We start from the raw sequence: 15,593 nt of genomic DNA, 5'->3' as shown, positions 1-15,593 counted from the left end.
TCCTATTGACAAGTGATCAAACACCAAGGTCCACTTAGCTGATTAATGATAAGCGAAAAACTTAATCTGTGAATTTTTAGAACCTTTAAATATGCATTACAACACTTGAAAATCCTAAAAATAAGCACAAAAATAGCAGCTAAATCTGACCGAAAAAACGTTGATTTAACTGCTGTATCTCTTGATTGGACAATATTTCAACCAAGTAAGACGACAAATAGTTGTCTATATTATACCTAATTTTTTACTTTTTTGCAAGTTTTCTTGGCAATTCCTAATGCCCTCCAAGAATGCTAGACCAGGCTTTTTGATAGTCACTGTCGGTTCCACCAATAGCAAACTTGTAAGTCGTATCTCCAGGTCCATTTTTAGCCCAGTAAGTATCAACCATTTCACCACTTACAGAAACATTACGACCATTGACAGACACTGTTGCTGGTTTAAGACCTGTTGATTTGAGTACACTTGCCTTAATGGCACTTGAATCGATATTAAACTTGTCTCCAGTTTTAAAAATACCTGGATTAGCATTATAGATAGCGGAAGTCAAACGAGCCATATATTGCGCATTATAGGTGTAACCCGTTTTAGAATTGGTTGGTGTATTATTGTCATAACCAGCCCAACCACCAAGAGTAATACCAGGCGTTGACACAATCAACCAAGCATCCGCAAAGTTATCTGTCGTTCCTGTTTTTCCCATCCAGTCCGCTGAGGCTGCTGCACCATTGACATTTTTCAATTCAGAATGAAATTGAGTTGTTGCTCCCTTAACTACCACTTCTTTGAGCAAGTTATCCATGATGCTAGCCGTAGCTCTTGAAAAGACTTGAACCCCTTCAGATTTATGCTGATAGATAACTTCGCCAGTCCGGTCGGTAATACTATCAATCATATAGCCCTTCTCATAGACGCCACCATTTGAAAGCATTTGATAGGCATTTACCTGTTGGGCAACCGTGGTTTCAATTCCTCCACCAAGAGGCAAACTCTCGATATTGTAATTAGCAATCTTATAACCCATCTTGGTCATGTAACCCTCAACATCAACATCATGACGTTGAAGCATTTGGTAAGTCCAAAAGGCTGGAATGTTCCATGAGGTATTGAGTGCCTCTTGTAGGTTCATCATAGCTGTACCTTTATCACCATCATGGAGAATAGGCGTTCCACCCGTAAAATTAGTTGGGTAGTTAGAAAGGATACTTGAGCTACCCATCAAACCTTGATCAATAGCAATTCCATAAGCGATAATAGGCTTAATAGATGAGCCTGGGGAGCGTGCCGTATCAAAGGCATGGTTATTTTGATTATTTTCGTAACTACGACCACCAACAAATCCTAGAATTGCTCCAGTCGCATTATCCATGAGCACATTTCCGACTTCAACTCCACTATTGCCACCTTGGTCGAGGAGGCCACCATATTGACTCGCAGCATCTTGCATCGCATTATAAACTGCATTATCAATAGTTGTCTTAACGCTGTAGCCACCGGTTTGGAGCTCTTGAAGGGCTCTCTCACGATAGCTTTCCTTTGTCTTATCATTTTTCAAATCTTGACTCGATACCTTGTCACGTTTAACGAGGTAATCATACATGACATCCTGAGCCTCAGACATGACAGAATAGTACAAATAGTCATGACTTACGGCATCAGACTTCTCACCAGCCTTGAAATCTTTAGTGATGTCATAACTCTTATAGCTTTCGTACTGCGACTTATCTAGATAGCCGCCACGATAAAGATTGTAGAGTACATCTTGTTGACGTGCCAAGCCATAAGAAAGATCCTCTGCGTTTTTTAATTGACCGTCAGCTGTATAAGGTGAGTAGACAATTGGGCTCTGTGGTAAACCTGCCAGATAGGCAGCCTGAGGAACTGTCAAATCCGCTGTAGATACGCCAAAGATACCTTGAGCAGCCTCCTCAATACCAGCAATATTTTTCCCCTTGTTATTACGTCCAAAAGGAGAAACATTCAGATAATCGGTTAAAATTTCATTTTTAGAAACACGACGCTCCAATTGTAAGGCATAGATAATCTCTGCCGCCTTACGTTTAAAGGTTGGTGCATCTCCTGTTACCTGTTGCTTAATTAACTGCTGCGTTAGCGTCGAACCACCACTTGAAGAGCCAACTCCCAAAACTGATGACACCAAAGCCCTAAATACTGCCTTTGGCACAACACCCTTATGCTTCTTAAAATTTTCATCCTCAGTCGCAATGATGGCATTTTTGACATTGTTAGAAATCGCATCACTCTCAATAGGTGTTCTCAGCAAGTCAGTATCAATATCCGTAATCTTCTTAGAATCGGAATAGCTCATCGAAGATACCAAACTAACCTCACTAATCTGATTCAACAAGGTTTTGTCCTTAATCGACGGAACAGACTCAATTTGACTCCCCAAATAACCCAAACCAATTCCTGCACCGAACAAGGTAAGGACGATAATAACCACATAAAAGAAATCAGACAAAAGCTTTAAGGTTTTTAAGAAAACATCGCCCATGTCTAAGAGTGTCATCCGGTCCTCAGTCGACTTTCTCCCTTGCTTACGATTCCACTTAGAATCAGTCGTAGCTTTCCTTTCATTAAAAGATTTATCCCCTCTTTTAGACCTAAAACCAGCAAACCTTGTGCGAATAGCCTGCCCTAGTCGTCTAAAATAATTTATTATTTTTTCAAAATTCATAGAAATACCTCAAAGCCTATTATAACAAACTTTGACAAAGCTTGCATAGGCCTACTTTCTTTTGGTATAATGGTGCAGAATATACTTTACTGGAGAATATCATGACAATTTTTGAAGAACTAAAAGCACGTGGCTTGATTTTTCAAACCACAGATGAAGAAGCCCTTGTAAAAGCCTTTGAAGAGGGACCCGTCTCATACTACACTGGTTATGACCCAACAGCAGACAGTCTCCACCTTGGACACCTTGTCGCTATCCTTACAAGTCGCCGACTTCAATTGGCTGGACACAAACCTTACGCCCTCGTTGGTGGTGCAACAGGTTTGATTGGTGACCCATCATTTAAAGATGCCGAACGTAGCCTCCAAACCAAAGAAACCGTTGAAGGTTGGGTTGAAAAAATCCAAGGTCAGCTTTCTCGTTTCCTTGATTTTGAAAATGGTGACAATAAAGCCGTTATGGTCAACAACTATGATTGGTTTGGTTCAGTCAGCTTCATCGATTTCTTGCGTGACGTGGGTAAATATTTCACAGTTAACTACATGATGAGTAAAGAATCTGTTAAGAAACGTATCGAAACAGGTATCTCTTACACTGAGTTTGCCTACCAAATCATGCAAGGTTACGATTTCTACGAACTCAACGATAAGTACGGCGTAACCCTCCAAATTGGTGGTTCTGACCAATGGGGTAACATGACAGCAGGTACTGAGCTCTTGCGTCGTAAAGCGGACAAATCTGGACACGTTATCACAGTTCCACTTATCACAGATTCAACTGGTAAAAAATTCGGTAAATCTGAAGGTAACGCTGTCTGGCTTGATGCTACTAAAACAACACCTTACGAAATGTACCAATTCTGGCTCAACGTTATGGATGACGATGCTGTTCGCTTCTTGAAGATTTTCACTTTCTTGTCACTTGAAGAAATCGAAGAAATCGGTAAAGAATTTGACCAAGCTCGTCACCAACGTTTGGCACAAAAGATTTTGGCTCGCGAAGTTGTTACCTTGGTTCACGGTAAAGAGGCCTACGAACAAGCTGTTCACATCACTGAACAACTCTTCGCTGGTAATCTTAAAGCTCTCTCAGCACGCGACCTTAAAGTTGCCCTTAACGGTGTCCCAACTTATGAGATCTCAGCAGATGAAAATCTGAACATCGTTGAACTTCTCGTCAACGCTAAGATTTCACCTTCTAAACGCCAAGCACGTGAAGATGTACAAAACGGTGCTATCTACATCAATGGTGAACGTGTGCAAGACTTGGATTACACTCTATCAGATGCAGATAAAATTGATAATGAAATTACTGTTATCCGTCGTGGTAAGAAGAAAAACTTTGTCTTGACTTACTAATTTATAGCTATTCTCACTCCTTAATGGAGTGAGTTTTTTTTTACCAAAAAAGAGCAGTCGGATTCCCAACTACTCTCTTCAGAACACAAAAAAACCAGTACTAGACTGGTTTTTGAGACTATCACATTAGTTATAGATTTTGAATGCGTCATCGTCGTTTTGACCAACGAATGGCATTGCTTTACGCAATTCAGCACCAACTTTTTCGATTTCAAGGTTAGCAGCTTCTTCACGGTAAGCAGTAAGTTTTGGACGTCCAGCTTTGTAGTCGTTAACGAAGTCGTTAGCGAATTTACCGTTTTGGATGTCAGCAAGAACTGCTTTCATGTTTTCTTTCACTTGTTCAGTGATAACACGTGGACCTGATACGTAGTCACCGAATTCAGCAGTGTTAGAAATTGATTGACGCATTTTCTTGAATCCACCTTCGTAGATCAAGTCAACGATCAATTTCATTTCGTGAAGCACTTCAAAGTAAGCCAATTCTGGAGCATATCCAGCTTCAGTCAAGACTTCAAAACCAGCTTCGATAAGGGCAGTCAAACCACCACAAAGAACTGCTTGTTCACCAAACAAATCTTCTTCAGTTTCTTCTTTATATGTTGTTTCAAGAAGACCAACACGTGCTGCACCAACACCTTTACACCAGTCCATAGCGATGTCTTTAGCGTTACCTGTAGCATCTTGGTATACTGCGTAAAGTGCAGGAACACCAAAACCTTCTTCAAATGTACGACGTACCAAGTGACCTGGTCCTTTAGGAGCACACATGAAGACATCAACATCTTTAGGAACTTTGATGAATTCAAAGTGGATGTTAAATCCGTGTGCAAAACCAACAGCATTACCAGCTTCAAGGTTTGGAGCAATTTCTGCTTCGTAAAGTTCTTGTTGGATTTCGTCTGGAGCCAAGATCATGATAACGTCAGCCAATTTAGTTGCTTCTGCTACTGTGTAAGTATCAAAACCATCTTCTTTAGCTTTATCAAATGATTTACCTGGACGAACACCGATGATCACATCGTGACCAGTATCACGCAAGTTTTGTGCATGTGCATGACCTTGTGAACCGTAACCGATAACGGCGATTTTTTTACCGTCAAGTGCTGCTACTTTTACGTCTTTTTCATATTCCATTTGAACTGCCATAGTAATATGTCTCTTTTCTAAAAAAATATTTTATTGCCTTTTTAAGGCTGGGTTAACAAATTTAGGTTGGATTTTTTAATCACGGGTAAATCCAGTAGCACCCGTACGAGCGATATTCTTAATTCCGTAAGGACGAATAACTCGTAGAAGCGCCTCGCTCTTTTCAGCATCACCAGTCATCTGGATAGTGATAGAGCTTGGTGCCACATCAACCACCGATGCACGGAAAGGTTGAATAATCGCCAAGATTTCAGCACGCTTAGAAGTTGGTGCTGACACCTTAACTAGGATAACTTCACGTTCCAAGTGTGGCTGATCCGTGATATCACGGATACGAATCACATCAATCTGACGATTAAGTTGTTTGATGATTTGTTCCACTTCATTTTGAGAATTCACATCAATAATAATCGTAATACGTGAAACGTTAGGATCCTCAGAAGCCCCTACAGAGATACTTTCAATATTAACTTGACGTCGTGAAAGAACACCTGTGAAGCGGTTAAGGACACCCGAACGGTTCTGAAGTTTAGCTGTTAACATTCTACGCATTGAACTTCACCCCCAACATTTCGTGATTACTCTTACCAGCCGGAACGATTGGCAAGACATGCTCTTTACGAGAGATATCTACCTCGATGAACATTGGCACGTCTTCCTTGATAACTTCCAAATCCTGATCAATTGTCTCTGGATTATCAAACTTGTAAGACTTAATGCCATAAGCTTGAGCCATCAATTGGAAATCTGGAAGGGTATCAAAGACAGACTCTGATGTACGCCCTTCGTAGAAGGACTCTTGCCATTGACGTACCATACCAAGTGAGTGGTTGTTCAACATAACAACCTTGATTGGCACCTTGTAAATATTTAAGATAGCCAATTCTTGGTTCGTCATTTGGAAACCACCATCACCAACAAAAAGGATAACTTCTTTATCAGGATTAGCAATTTTGGCACCAATTGCTGCTGGGACACCGAATCCCATTGTTCCAAGACCACCTGAGGTCACCAGTTGACGCTCATTTTGGTATGGATAATACTGAGCTGTCCACATTTGATGTTGACCAACGTCAGTAACAACAACGGCATCACCCTTAGTCAATTCACCGATACGCTCGATAACTGCCTGAGGCTGTACCATACGTTCTTTCTTATCGTAAGAACGTACACGCTCTTTGTCTTTTGTGACTTTTTCAATCCATTTTTCAGTGTTATTCTGAACCACTGGCTCTGCCAAGAGCATTTCAAGAGCTTGCTTGGCATCACCAACAACTGGAAGGTCCACTGCAATAATTTTACCAATCTCAGCTGGATCTACATCAATATGGACAACCTTAGCATTTTTAGCAAATGTTTTAGGATTACCTGTCAAACGATCATCAAAACGACAACCAATAGCAATCATAAAGTCAGCATCGGTCATAGCAATGTTAGCCGCATATGAACCGTGCATACCACCCATACCCAAGAAAAGGGGGTGGCTAGTAGCAATTGTCCCTTGTCCTAGAAGACTTGTGACAACTGGGATTTGGTAGCGTTCTGCAAAAGCAACTAGCTCCTTAGCAGATTCAGAATAAGAGACCCCACCTCCAGCTACAATAACCGGCTTCTTAGCTTTACCCAACTGCTTCAAGATTTTCTTGATTTGCATTTCGTTTGGTCTTAGCGTCGGTTGGTAACTTGGAAGATTAATTTCAGGATCGTTGATGAAGGCTGTTTCCTTAGCTACGACATCTTTAGGGAGGTCGATAACAACTGGACCAGGACGACCAGTTGTTGCAATATGAACCGCTTCCCTAATAATACGAGGAATATCAGCTGTATCGCGAATCTGATAATTGTATTTTGTAATCGGCATGGTAATTCCGACAATGTCAGCCTCTTGGAAGGCATCCTTACCAATACCTGGTGTTGCGACCTGACCAGTAAAGACTAGGAGAGGTACGCTATCACTCATAGCATCTGCAATCCCTGTAATAGCATTAGTGGCACCAGGACCACTCGTTACAAGAGCAACACCGAGTTTACCAGTTGATTTGGCATAACCTTCAGCTTCGTGCAGACTTCCTTGCTCATGACGAGATAAGATATGATTAATCTTGTCATTTTTGTAAATAGCATCATACAAAGGAAGAACCGCTCCGCCAGGATATCCAAAGATAGTTGAAATCCCAAGTTCAAGAAGTGTATCAAGAATCAAATCAGCACCAGAGCGTGCTTCTTTAAGTTCAATTTTCTTCACATGGACCTCCTTTAGTAGTTGTTTTTTTCGAATTGTCTAAAAATTCAAAACCTTGTATACTATGATAACATTTTTAACCAAATTTGCAAGGGTTTCAGAGAAAAATATCACAAACTCTTCGGAAAGAATGTTCTTAGTTTTTTTCTTGTGCTTGACGTTCTGCTTTACGTTCTTCGAATTCTTCGTCACTCATCAAAGTTCCGCCGACATTGGCTGATTTGGCAAAGGCTGTATAGCGACGCAACCAACCACTTGAAATTTTTGATTTGAAAGGTTTCAAATGTTTGCGACGTTCTTCAAGGGTTGCTTCATCGACAAGTAGATCAAGGGTACGATTTGGAAGATCAATCACAATTTCATCGCCATCTTCTATTAGGGCGATATTACCACCTTCTGCTGCTTCTGGAGAAACGTGACCAATAGCAATCCCACGAGTAGCTCCTGAGAAACGACCATCCGTAATCAGAGCCACATCCTTACCAAGACCGCGTCCGACAATCTTAGAAGTTGGTGCCAACATTTCTGGCATACCAGGTCCACCCTGAGGACCTTCGTAACGAATGACAACGACATGGCCCTTCTTAACTGTTCCATTGTCAATCAACTCAAGGGCTTGATCTTGTGAATCACAACAAATAGCTTTACCGCGGAAAGTTTTAACAGATGGATCTACACCACCGACCTTGATAACAGCCCCATCTTGAGCGATATTTCCGTAAAGGATCGACAAACCACCTACAGGTGAAATCGGATGTTCGATTGGATGGATAATTTCTTCATTTTTGATTTCAGCACCAGCTACATTTTCTTTCAAGGTTTTACCAGTAACTGTGATACGATCACCCTTGATGGCTCCTTTTTTGATCAACTGATTGATAATGGCTGGAACACCACCAGCTTCATGCACATCATGCATGGTGTAAACACTTGAAGGAGCAATTTTAGAGAGATAAGGTGTCTTCTTGGCAATTTCGTTAATGTCCTTAAGGTCATAGTCAATACCAGCCTCACGCGCAATAGCAAGGGTATGGAGAACAGTATTGGTTGAACCACCCATGGCCATATCTAGAGCAAAAGCATCATCGATAGCTTCTTTGGTCACAATATCACGTGGGCGAACATTGTTTTTGATGTTATCCATCAATTTTGTGGCTGCTTGACGAACCAATTCACGACGTTCATCTGAAACGGCTAGAACAGTACCGTTACCTGGAAGGGCAAGACCCAAAACTTCCATCAAACAGTTCATTGAGTTAGCGGTAAACATTCCTGAGCATGAACCACAAGTTGGACAAGCATTTTTCTCCAAATAATCGAGCTCTTCCTTGCTCATATCTCCAGCCTGATAAGTACCTACAGCTTCAAACAAACTTGATAGCGTCGCTTGATGACCAGTCATGTCAACGCCACCCTTCATAGGTCCACCAGAACAAAATACTGCTGGCACATTAGTACGCATGGCTGCCAAAATCATCCCTGGCGTAATCTTATCACAGTTAGGAATATAGAAAACCCCGTCAAACCAGTGGGCATTAATAACTGTTTCTGCAGAATCGGCAATCAATTCACGAGATGGAAGACTGTAACGCATCCCAATATGCCCCATGGCAATCCCATCGTCCACACCAATGGTATTAAACTCAAAAGGAATACCGCCAGCCTCGCGGATAGCTTCCTTGGCAATATCTGCTAATTCACGCAAGTGAACATGCCCTGGAACAATATCAATATAAGAGTTACAAATAGCAATGAAGGGCTTTTGCATATCCTTGGCAGATTTAACTTGCCCAGTCGCATACAAAAGTCCGCGTGCTGGTGCCTTATCAACACCAACTTTGATCATATCACTTCTCATGATGTTACCTTCAATCTATAAAATTTCTTACAACATATGTTACCACTTTGGAAAGTAATGTCAAGGAATTTTCAGAATATTTCTGTAATTCCGAAAAGATGTCCCAACCGTATCAAAACTGACAAAACAAAAAGGAAGCCCTAAGACTTCCTAAATGATTATTTCAATATTATTCAACACTAAAGAGGTATGGATAAACTGGTTGGTCTCCTTGGAAGATTTCAACTTCAATATCTTCGTGAGCCTCTTCCAATTTTTCCGCAAGTGCTTGAGCTTGTTCTTGATTACCTTCTTCGCCGACGTAAATCATAACAATTTCACTGTCTTCGTCAATCATCTTGTCAAAGGTGTCAAGAAGGGCTTGGTCCATATCTGGTGTAGACACAAGAATCTTACCATCCACCATACCAAGGATATCATTTTCATGAATCTCAAGACCATCAATAGTTGTATCACGTACCGCCAATGTCACGCTACCACTTGTTACATCTGAAAGACTAGCTGTCATAGCTTCAACATTAGCTTCGATACTTTGGCTAGGATCAAAAGCGAGCAAACTTGTAAATCCTTGTGGAACTGTACGTGTTTCAACAACAGCCGCATTGACATCTACTACTTCAGCAGCTGATTGCGCTGCCATAAAGATGTTTTTATTGTTTGGCAAGATGATTACATTCTTAGCATTGACCTGTTCAATAGCCTTAACAATATCTTCTGTTGATGGGTTCATTGTTTGACCACCTGAAATCACATAGTCAACACCTTGTGATTTGAAGATATCTGCAAGTCCATCTCCGGCAACAACTGCAATAAGGGCAAAGTCTTTAGGAGCAGAAGGTGCAGCTTGGATAGCTTCTTCTTTTTGAACTTGTGCATCGTGTTGGTTACGCATGTTGTCAACCTTAACTTTGACAAGAGCCCCATATTTAAGACCTTCTTGCATGACAAGACCTGGATCCTCTGTATGGACGTGAACTTTTACAATTTCATCGTCGTTAACCACAAGGAGAGAATCCCCAAGGTTACTCAAGTAATTTTGGAACTCTTCATAGTCAAAGTCTTTCACATAAGTCGGACCTTGTTTGAGACCAATCATGATTTCCGTACAGTAACCGAAGGTAATGTCTTCTGTTGCAACATGACCAGCAACTGACTTATGGTGTTCTGCATTGATCATCTCTGTCATCGTAGCAGGTGTCGCTTGGAAGTCCTCTGAAGCGATATACTCACCTGTGAGGGCTGACAAGAAACCTTCATAAATGAAGACCAAACCTTGACCACCTGAGTCTACCACACCAACTTCTTTCAAAACTGGAAGCATCTCTGGTGTCTTAGCCAAGGCAGCCTTAGCTCCATCGAGAGCTGCACGCATAACCTCAACAGCATCATTTGTAGATTCAGCTTTCTTAATCGCTGCTGAAGCTGCACCACGTGATACTGTAAGGATTGTTCCTTCGACAGGTTTCATAACTGCTTTATAAGCAACTTCAACCCCTGCTTGGAAGGCATGGGCTAAATCTTGACCATCAAGTTCCGTTTTATCCTTGATACTTTGACCAAATCCACGGAACAATTGTGACGTGATAACACCTGAGTTACCACGGGCACCCATCAAAAGACCTTTAGATAAAATCTGACCAACTTCACCAACTGTTGAAGCTGATTGATCTGCGACAGCTTTGGCTCCGTTATCCATAGTCATTCCCATGTTTGTTCCAGTATCTCCATCTGGTACTGGGAAGACATTGAGTGAATTCACATATTCTGCTTGCTTACCTAGACGTGTTGCTGCCGCTTGGACCATCTCCTGAAGCAAGCTTGTTGTAATTTTAGACACTAGTTTTCTCCTACGACTTTAATATTTTGAACGTAAACATTTACTGTTTCAGCCTTGATACCGAGTTGATTCTCAAGATTAAATTTCACACGTTCTTGAATATTTTTTGAAACCTCACTAATCTTAACACCGTAACTCATAACAGTGTAGACATCAACAGTGATACCTGCATCAGTAGATTTCACGACAACTCCTTTTGCGTAGTTTTCCTTTCCAAGAAGTGCTTGAAAATTATCTCGGATAGCACTCTTACTTGCCATACCGACAACGCCAAAAATTTCTGTTGCTGAACCGCCAACTACTGTTGCGATGACATCATCTGACAATTCGATTTGACCATCTTTTGTATTGATTTTTACAGTCATAATTACTACCTCAAAAAGTTTTTATCAGCTTATTTTACCATATTCGAGCTTACTTGTAAAAAATAAGAAGAAGATACCCTTTGAATAAGAGTATCTCCTCAATATTTATCATTAAAACTTTCTCTTTATGAGATAACGACGGTACATCACATAGAGGAAGACCGCACGCCATACATTATCAACAACGGTTGCAATCCAAACACCCGCAAGACCCATTCCCAGACTCACCCCAAGGAAATATCCTGAGAACATTCGGATAATCCACATCCCAATAGTTGTCGCATAGAAAGGCATCTTAGCCTTACCCAGACCTTGCCAAACTGCAGTGTAGACTAGAGTCGCCGAAGTCACAGGATTCCCAAGGAAAGAATAAAGAATAACTACCTGACTAGCCGCAATAGCTGCTTTATTATCTGTAAAGAGACCTGATAATCCTTGTCCAAAAAGCAAGATACCCCCTGAAACCAGAACCATCAAGAAGGTTGAAATCCAATAAGACTCTCGTACAATACGCTTCATCTGAGCCTTATCCCCTCGACCCAAACTATTGGCAACCAAGATAACCGTAGCCGTTGCGACTCCCATACCAGGCATATAGTTAAACTGAGTAAGGTTTTCACCGATGGCGTTACCACCGACAACGGCTGTACCAAAGGTAACAATAATAGCCACAATGACCACATCTCCAGCACGCATCATCAGTCGTTCACCTGCTGCTGGCAGAGCAATCCCCAACAACTCCCTGTTGAAAGGTTTGGTAACTTCAAGCTGCTTCACATCCAATTTCATCGCTTGCCACAGTATCACTGTCCCAACCAGACGAGAAAAAACCGTAGCCGTTGCGACCCCAATAATCCCCCAATGTCCCACAAAGATAGCTAAAGAAGATAAAATAGCATTAAGGACATTAGTCAAAAGACTGACGACCATGGAAATACGAGGCCGTCCCTTGGCCCGTAGGATGTTACCAAAAGTAGTCATTAAGGCTAGGAAGACCACTCCTCCACCGACAAGAGCAAGGTAGAGACTACCAGCCTGAGTTACAGATTGCTCAGTACCTAAAAGATTAAGAATAGCTCCACCACCAAAAATGGAAAGTAAACCAAGAATGAGACTAAGAGCAAGGGTAATAATAATAGCATCCCAGGTGTCTCGGTTAGTCGCTTTAACATCTCCCTTCCCAAGACTTCTAGCAATGACACTGGCACTTGAGGCTCCTAGAGCAATGAAGATAGCTTGGTAAATCGTGATTATATTATTGGCTACGGAAACCCCTGATATGGCGACAATACCAACCTGAGCCACTAGGTAAGAATCGACAACCCCCATCAACATTTGTAGAAGGTTTTCGGCCATAGCAGGCAAGGCTATGTTTAGAATTTTCTTTGTTTCTGTCATAATATTCTCTTCTATATTGATAAAAATAGGGCTGATTTCTCAGCTCCTATTTTTTTATTCTTATACACCAAGATAGCTTTCAACTGCTTTTTGCATATCAGCTGCCGCAACAACTGTTTTATGGCGAACTTCCGCATGTTCAAGTCCATCTACAGCAGCTGGGATAGCTACACCTGAAAGTTGGTGCAAATCTTCTACTGCTTTGAAATCATCCCCACTGTCTTTACCAGTGACAGCTGAAATAGCAACACGTGGGAATTTATATGGGCTAGCTGTTGAAGCGATAACTGTAGGGGTGTGGTCATCTGTCTTTTGAACATATGCCTCGTAAACAGCTGAGGCAACCGCTGTATGAGGATCTTCGATATACTTGTTTTCATCATAGACACGTTTAATTTCAGCAGCTGTTTCATCCTCAGTTGCAAAACCTGCTGCAAACAAATCAAGAATATCTTTATCTGCACCAGCCAAAGTATACTCGCCCTTAGTCACAAGTGCATCCATGAGCTCTTTAGTCTTAGCAGCATCATTACCAAGAAGGTGGAAAATCAAACGTTCCAAGTTAGAAGATACCAAGATATCCATAGAAGGACTTGTCGTTACCTTGAAGTCACGTTTCTTGTCATAAGTACCCGTTGCGAAGAAGTCTGTGAGGACGTTATTTTCATTAGAAGCACAGATTAATTTGCCAACAGGAACACCAATCTGACGTGCATAATAAGCCGCTAAGATATTACCAAAGTTTCCTGTTGGTACTGTGAAGTTAACCTTATCTCCGTTTTGGATATGACCTGCCTTAACCAACTGCGCATAGGCATATACATAGTAAACCACTTGTGGTACCAAACGACCGACGTTCATTGAGTTAGCTGATGAGAATTGCGTATGATGAGCCAACAATTTCTCACGCAAGTCAACATCATTAAACATACGTTTCACATCGGTTTGGGCATCATCAAAGTTACCATCAATGGCAATAACGTGAGTGTTAGCTCCTGTTTGAGTGGTCATTTGCAATTCTTGGATTTTTGAAACACCGTCTCTTGGATAAAAGACAATAATTTCAGTTCCAGGAACATCTGCAAAACCAGCCATAGCAGCCTTACCAGTATCACCTGATGTCGCTGTCAAGATAACAATCTTATTATCAACACCTTGCTTTTTAGCTGATGTTGTTAGCAAGTAAGGCAAGATTGAAAGGGCCATATCTTTGAAAGCGATAGTAGAACCATGGAAAAGTTCAAGGTTGTAGTGGTTCTTAAGTTTAACTACTGGTGCAATAGCAGCTGTATCAAACTTGTCGTCATAAGCATTTGTGATACAGTAATCTAATTCCTCTTCCGTAAAATCATCCAAGAAAGCTGACAAGACCAATTTAGCAACTTCTTGGTAAGAAGCGTCTTTCAATTGATCAAAGTCCAAAGCAACCTCAGGTGTTGACAATGGTGTGAACAAGCCACCATCTGTTGCCAAACCTTGAAGAATAGCTTGACTAGCAGTTACTTTATTATTTTCGTCACGTGTTGATTGGTATACAAGTGTCATGGTAAATCCTCTTTTTAGATAGTCTGTGGCTCTATTGTAGCATAATTGTCAGAATATTTCTACACGTATTGTGACTTATGAGAAAATCATTCGGATATCACCTTATTCTCTTCCCTCAAAGACATGAAAAAATCCGGAATAGCGATTCCGGATGTCATTTTAAAATTTATCTTTGGTGTCATTCTTAGTTGAGAAAGTAATATCTTTTGATTTACCATCACCACTAAGCGTTACTTTCTTGTCTTTTTTAGTCACTTTTAGCTCTTGACCTTTTTTCACATTGAGACCATCGATATCAACATCTTTGTTGACAGAAGTAACAGTCATCTTATGCCCCAAGCGACTAACCTTCCCTTTGAAAAGGGTTGTTGTTGTTTCGCCTGTCTTCGAATCATACTTTTGACCATTATCTTTCGCAGCTTTTTCAAGAGCTTCATCAAGTTCTTTTTCTATGGTTTCCTCACTATAATAGTTTTCAAAGGAATCTCCATAGAAGGCTTTAAATAAATCTCCAAAGGCTGAGAAGGACTTCTGAACCCTCTCACGATAGTCCTTGATATAGGTTTTCTTATCAAAAGTATAGCTAGCAGTCACCTTGGCATTGCTACCCTTTACTTTCATGGTTACAGCAGTATCTTTAAAGTACTTTTCAAGCTCCTTACTATCCAAGTCTGTCAAACTTTCAGACATGCTTGAGCTATACTCTCTACCTAGAGAACTACTGTACCATTTGCCATCAATATTACCTGTCACATAACGGTAAGTCATAAAGCCACCGATACATAAGAAGACAAGGACTACTGCTGACAAAACTGAGACTAGGATGCGTTTTTTCTTTTTGGGATCCATTGGTTTTTTAGGAGCCAAATTTGCCATAGCTGCTTGTCCTTCTGGAAAAGGAACCGTAGAAGGTGCAGTTGCTGTTACTACTGGTGCCGTTTCAGTTGGTAGAGGACTAGTACTTGTCTCGACGATTTCTGCCTCAACCTTAATAGGTTCAGTAGTAGCTGCATCTTCAGTTTTAGCCGGTGCTTCATTAACAAACTCCCCAGCTTTCAAAGCATCCGCCATTTCCTGAACACTCGGCTTGCGTCCGTTTACCGTTTCAAAATAGTCCAACCATTCTGCTCTTGTCATTTATAT

The 15,593-nt window shown here is 41.1% G+C and carries 11 protein-coding genes; 1 reads left to right on the top strand and 10 read right to left on the bottom strand.

Going from position 1 to position 15,593, the window contains the following annotated elements; genetic code table 11:
- Positions 1–274: 274 nt before the first annotated feature.
- Complete coding sequence (pbp1b, locus tag H7T93_RS03975; protein ID WP_048790862.1) at positions 275–2,698, bottom strand: penicillin-binding protein PBP1B; 2,424 nt, start codon at positions 2,696–2,698, stop codon at positions 275–277.
- Positions 2,699–2,799: 101 nt separating this feature from the next.
- On the opposite strand from pbp1b, the gene tyrS reads away from it, so the two are divergent.
- The gene (gene tyrS, locus H7T93_RS03970) at positions 2,800–4,056 is read left to right on the top strand and encodes a tyrosine--tRNA ligase (RefSeq protein ID WP_021144690.1); all 1,257 of its coding nucleotides are present in this window, start codon (positions 2,800–2,802) and stop codon (positions 4,054–4,056) included.
- Between the two features lie 126 nt (positions 4,057–4,182).
- On the opposite strand, the gene ilvC is transcribed toward tyrS, so the two are convergent.
- The 9 genes from ilvC to H7T93_RS03925 form a co-directional block, all read right to left on the bottom strand.
- Positions 4,183–5,205: a ketol-acid reductoisomerase gene (ilvC, locus tag H7T93_RS03965; protein ID WP_002885764.1), complete on the bottom strand. Its 1,023-nt coding sequence runs from the start codon at positions 5,203–5,205 to the stop codon at positions 4,183–4,185.
- Between the two features lie 75 nt (positions 5,206–5,280).
- Complete coding sequence (ilvN, locus tag H7T93_RS03960) at positions 5,281–5,757, bottom strand: acetolactate synthase small subunit (protein WP_002887025.1); 477 nt, start codon at positions 5,755–5,757, stop codon at positions 5,281–5,283.
- Complete coding sequence (locus H7T93_RS03955) at positions 5,750–7,450, bottom strand: acetolactate synthase large subunit (protein WP_021144691.1); 1,701 nt, start codon at positions 7,448–7,450, stop codon at positions 5,750–5,752. The genes ilvN and H7T93_RS03955 overlap by 8 nt, the downstream gene beginning before the upstream one ends.
- Before the next feature lie 133 nt (positions 7,451–7,583).
- Entirely contained in the window at positions 7,584–9,305 is a 1,722-nt protein-coding gene (gene ilvD / locus H7T93_RS03950) for a dihydroxy-acid dehydratase (protein WP_048790860.1), read from the bottom strand.
- Positions 9,306–9,474: 169 nt separating this feature from the next.
- Complete coding sequence (locus tag H7T93_RS03945) at positions 9,475–11,142, bottom strand: DAK2 domain-containing protein (RefSeq protein WP_014635125.1); 1,668 nt, start codon at positions 11,140–11,142, stop codon at positions 9,475–9,477.
- Positions 11,142–11,507, bottom strand: a complete 366-nt coding sequence (locus H7T93_RS03940) for an Asp23/Gls24 family envelope stress response protein (RefSeq protein ID WP_002885694.1) — start codon at positions 11,505–11,507, stop codon at positions 11,142–11,144. Before H7T93_RS03940 ends, H7T93_RS03945 begins: the two co-directional genes overlap by 1 nt.
- Positions 11,508–11,618: 111 nt before the next feature.
- Positions 11,619–12,905, bottom strand: coding sequence for an MATE family efflux transporter (locus H7T93_RS03935; RefSeq protein WP_175057820.1), 1,287 nt, complete (start codon positions 12,903–12,905; stop codon positions 11,619–11,621).
- A gap of 60 nt (positions 12,906–12,965) precedes the next feature.
- Entirely contained in the window at positions 12,966–14,450 is a 1,485-nt protein-coding gene (gene thrC / locus H7T93_RS03930) for a threonine synthase (protein ID WP_201041627.1), read from the bottom strand.
- 159 nt (positions 14,451–14,609) lie between these two features.
- Positions 14,610–15,587, bottom strand: coding sequence for a hypothetical protein (locus tag H7T93_RS03925; protein WP_110980820.1), 978 nt, complete (start codon positions 15,585–15,587; stop codon positions 14,610–14,612).
- Positions 15,588–15,593 lie beyond the last annotated feature (6 nt).

This window comes from Streptococcus sp. 9.1, assembly GCF_016648815.1.
Classification (GTDB): Bacteria; Bacillota; Bacilli; order Lactobacillales; family Streptococcaceae; genus Streptococcus; species Streptococcus salivarius_E.
The sequence above is the reverse complement of the archived record's forward strand: the minus strand, read 5'-3'. Positions and strand labels throughout refer to the sequence as shown.

Excerpts from the sequence above, each read along its gene's own strand:
- ilvD (WP_048790860.1), bottom strand. The coding sequence starts at position 9,305 with ATGAGAAGTGATATGATCAAAGTTGGTGTTGATAAGGCACCAGCACGC.
- tyrS (WP_021144690.1), top strand. The coding sequence starts at position 2,800 with ATGACAATTTTTGAAGAACTAAAAGCACGTGGCTTGATTTTTCAAACC.
- H7T93_RS03940 (WP_002885694.1), bottom strand. The coding sequence starts at position 11,507 with ATGACTGTAAAAATCAATACAAAAGATGGTCAAATCGAATTGTCAGAT.
- thrC (WP_201041627.1), bottom strand. The coding sequence starts at position 14,450 with ATGACACTTGTATACCAATCAACACGTGACGAAAATAATAAAGTAACT.
- H7T93_RS03935 (WP_175057820.1), bottom strand. The coding sequence starts at position 12,905 with ATGACAGAAACAAAGAAAATTCTAAACATAGCCTTGCCTGCTATGGCC.
- H7T93_RS03925 (WP_110980820.1), bottom strand. The coding sequence starts at position 15,587 with ATGACAAGAGCAGAATGGTTGGACTATTTTGAAACGGTAAACGGACGC.
- ilvN (WP_002887025.1), bottom strand. The coding sequence starts at position 5,757 with ATGCGTAGAATGTTAACAGCTAAACTTCAGAACCGTTCGGGTGTCCTT.
- ilvC (WP_002885764.1), bottom strand. The coding sequence starts at position 5,205 with ATGGCAGTTCAAATGGAATATGAAAAAGACGTAAAAGTAGCAGCACTT.
- pbp1b (WP_048790862.1), bottom strand. The coding sequence starts at position 2,698 with ATGAATTTTGAAAAAATAATAAATTATTTTAGACGACTAGGGCAGGCT.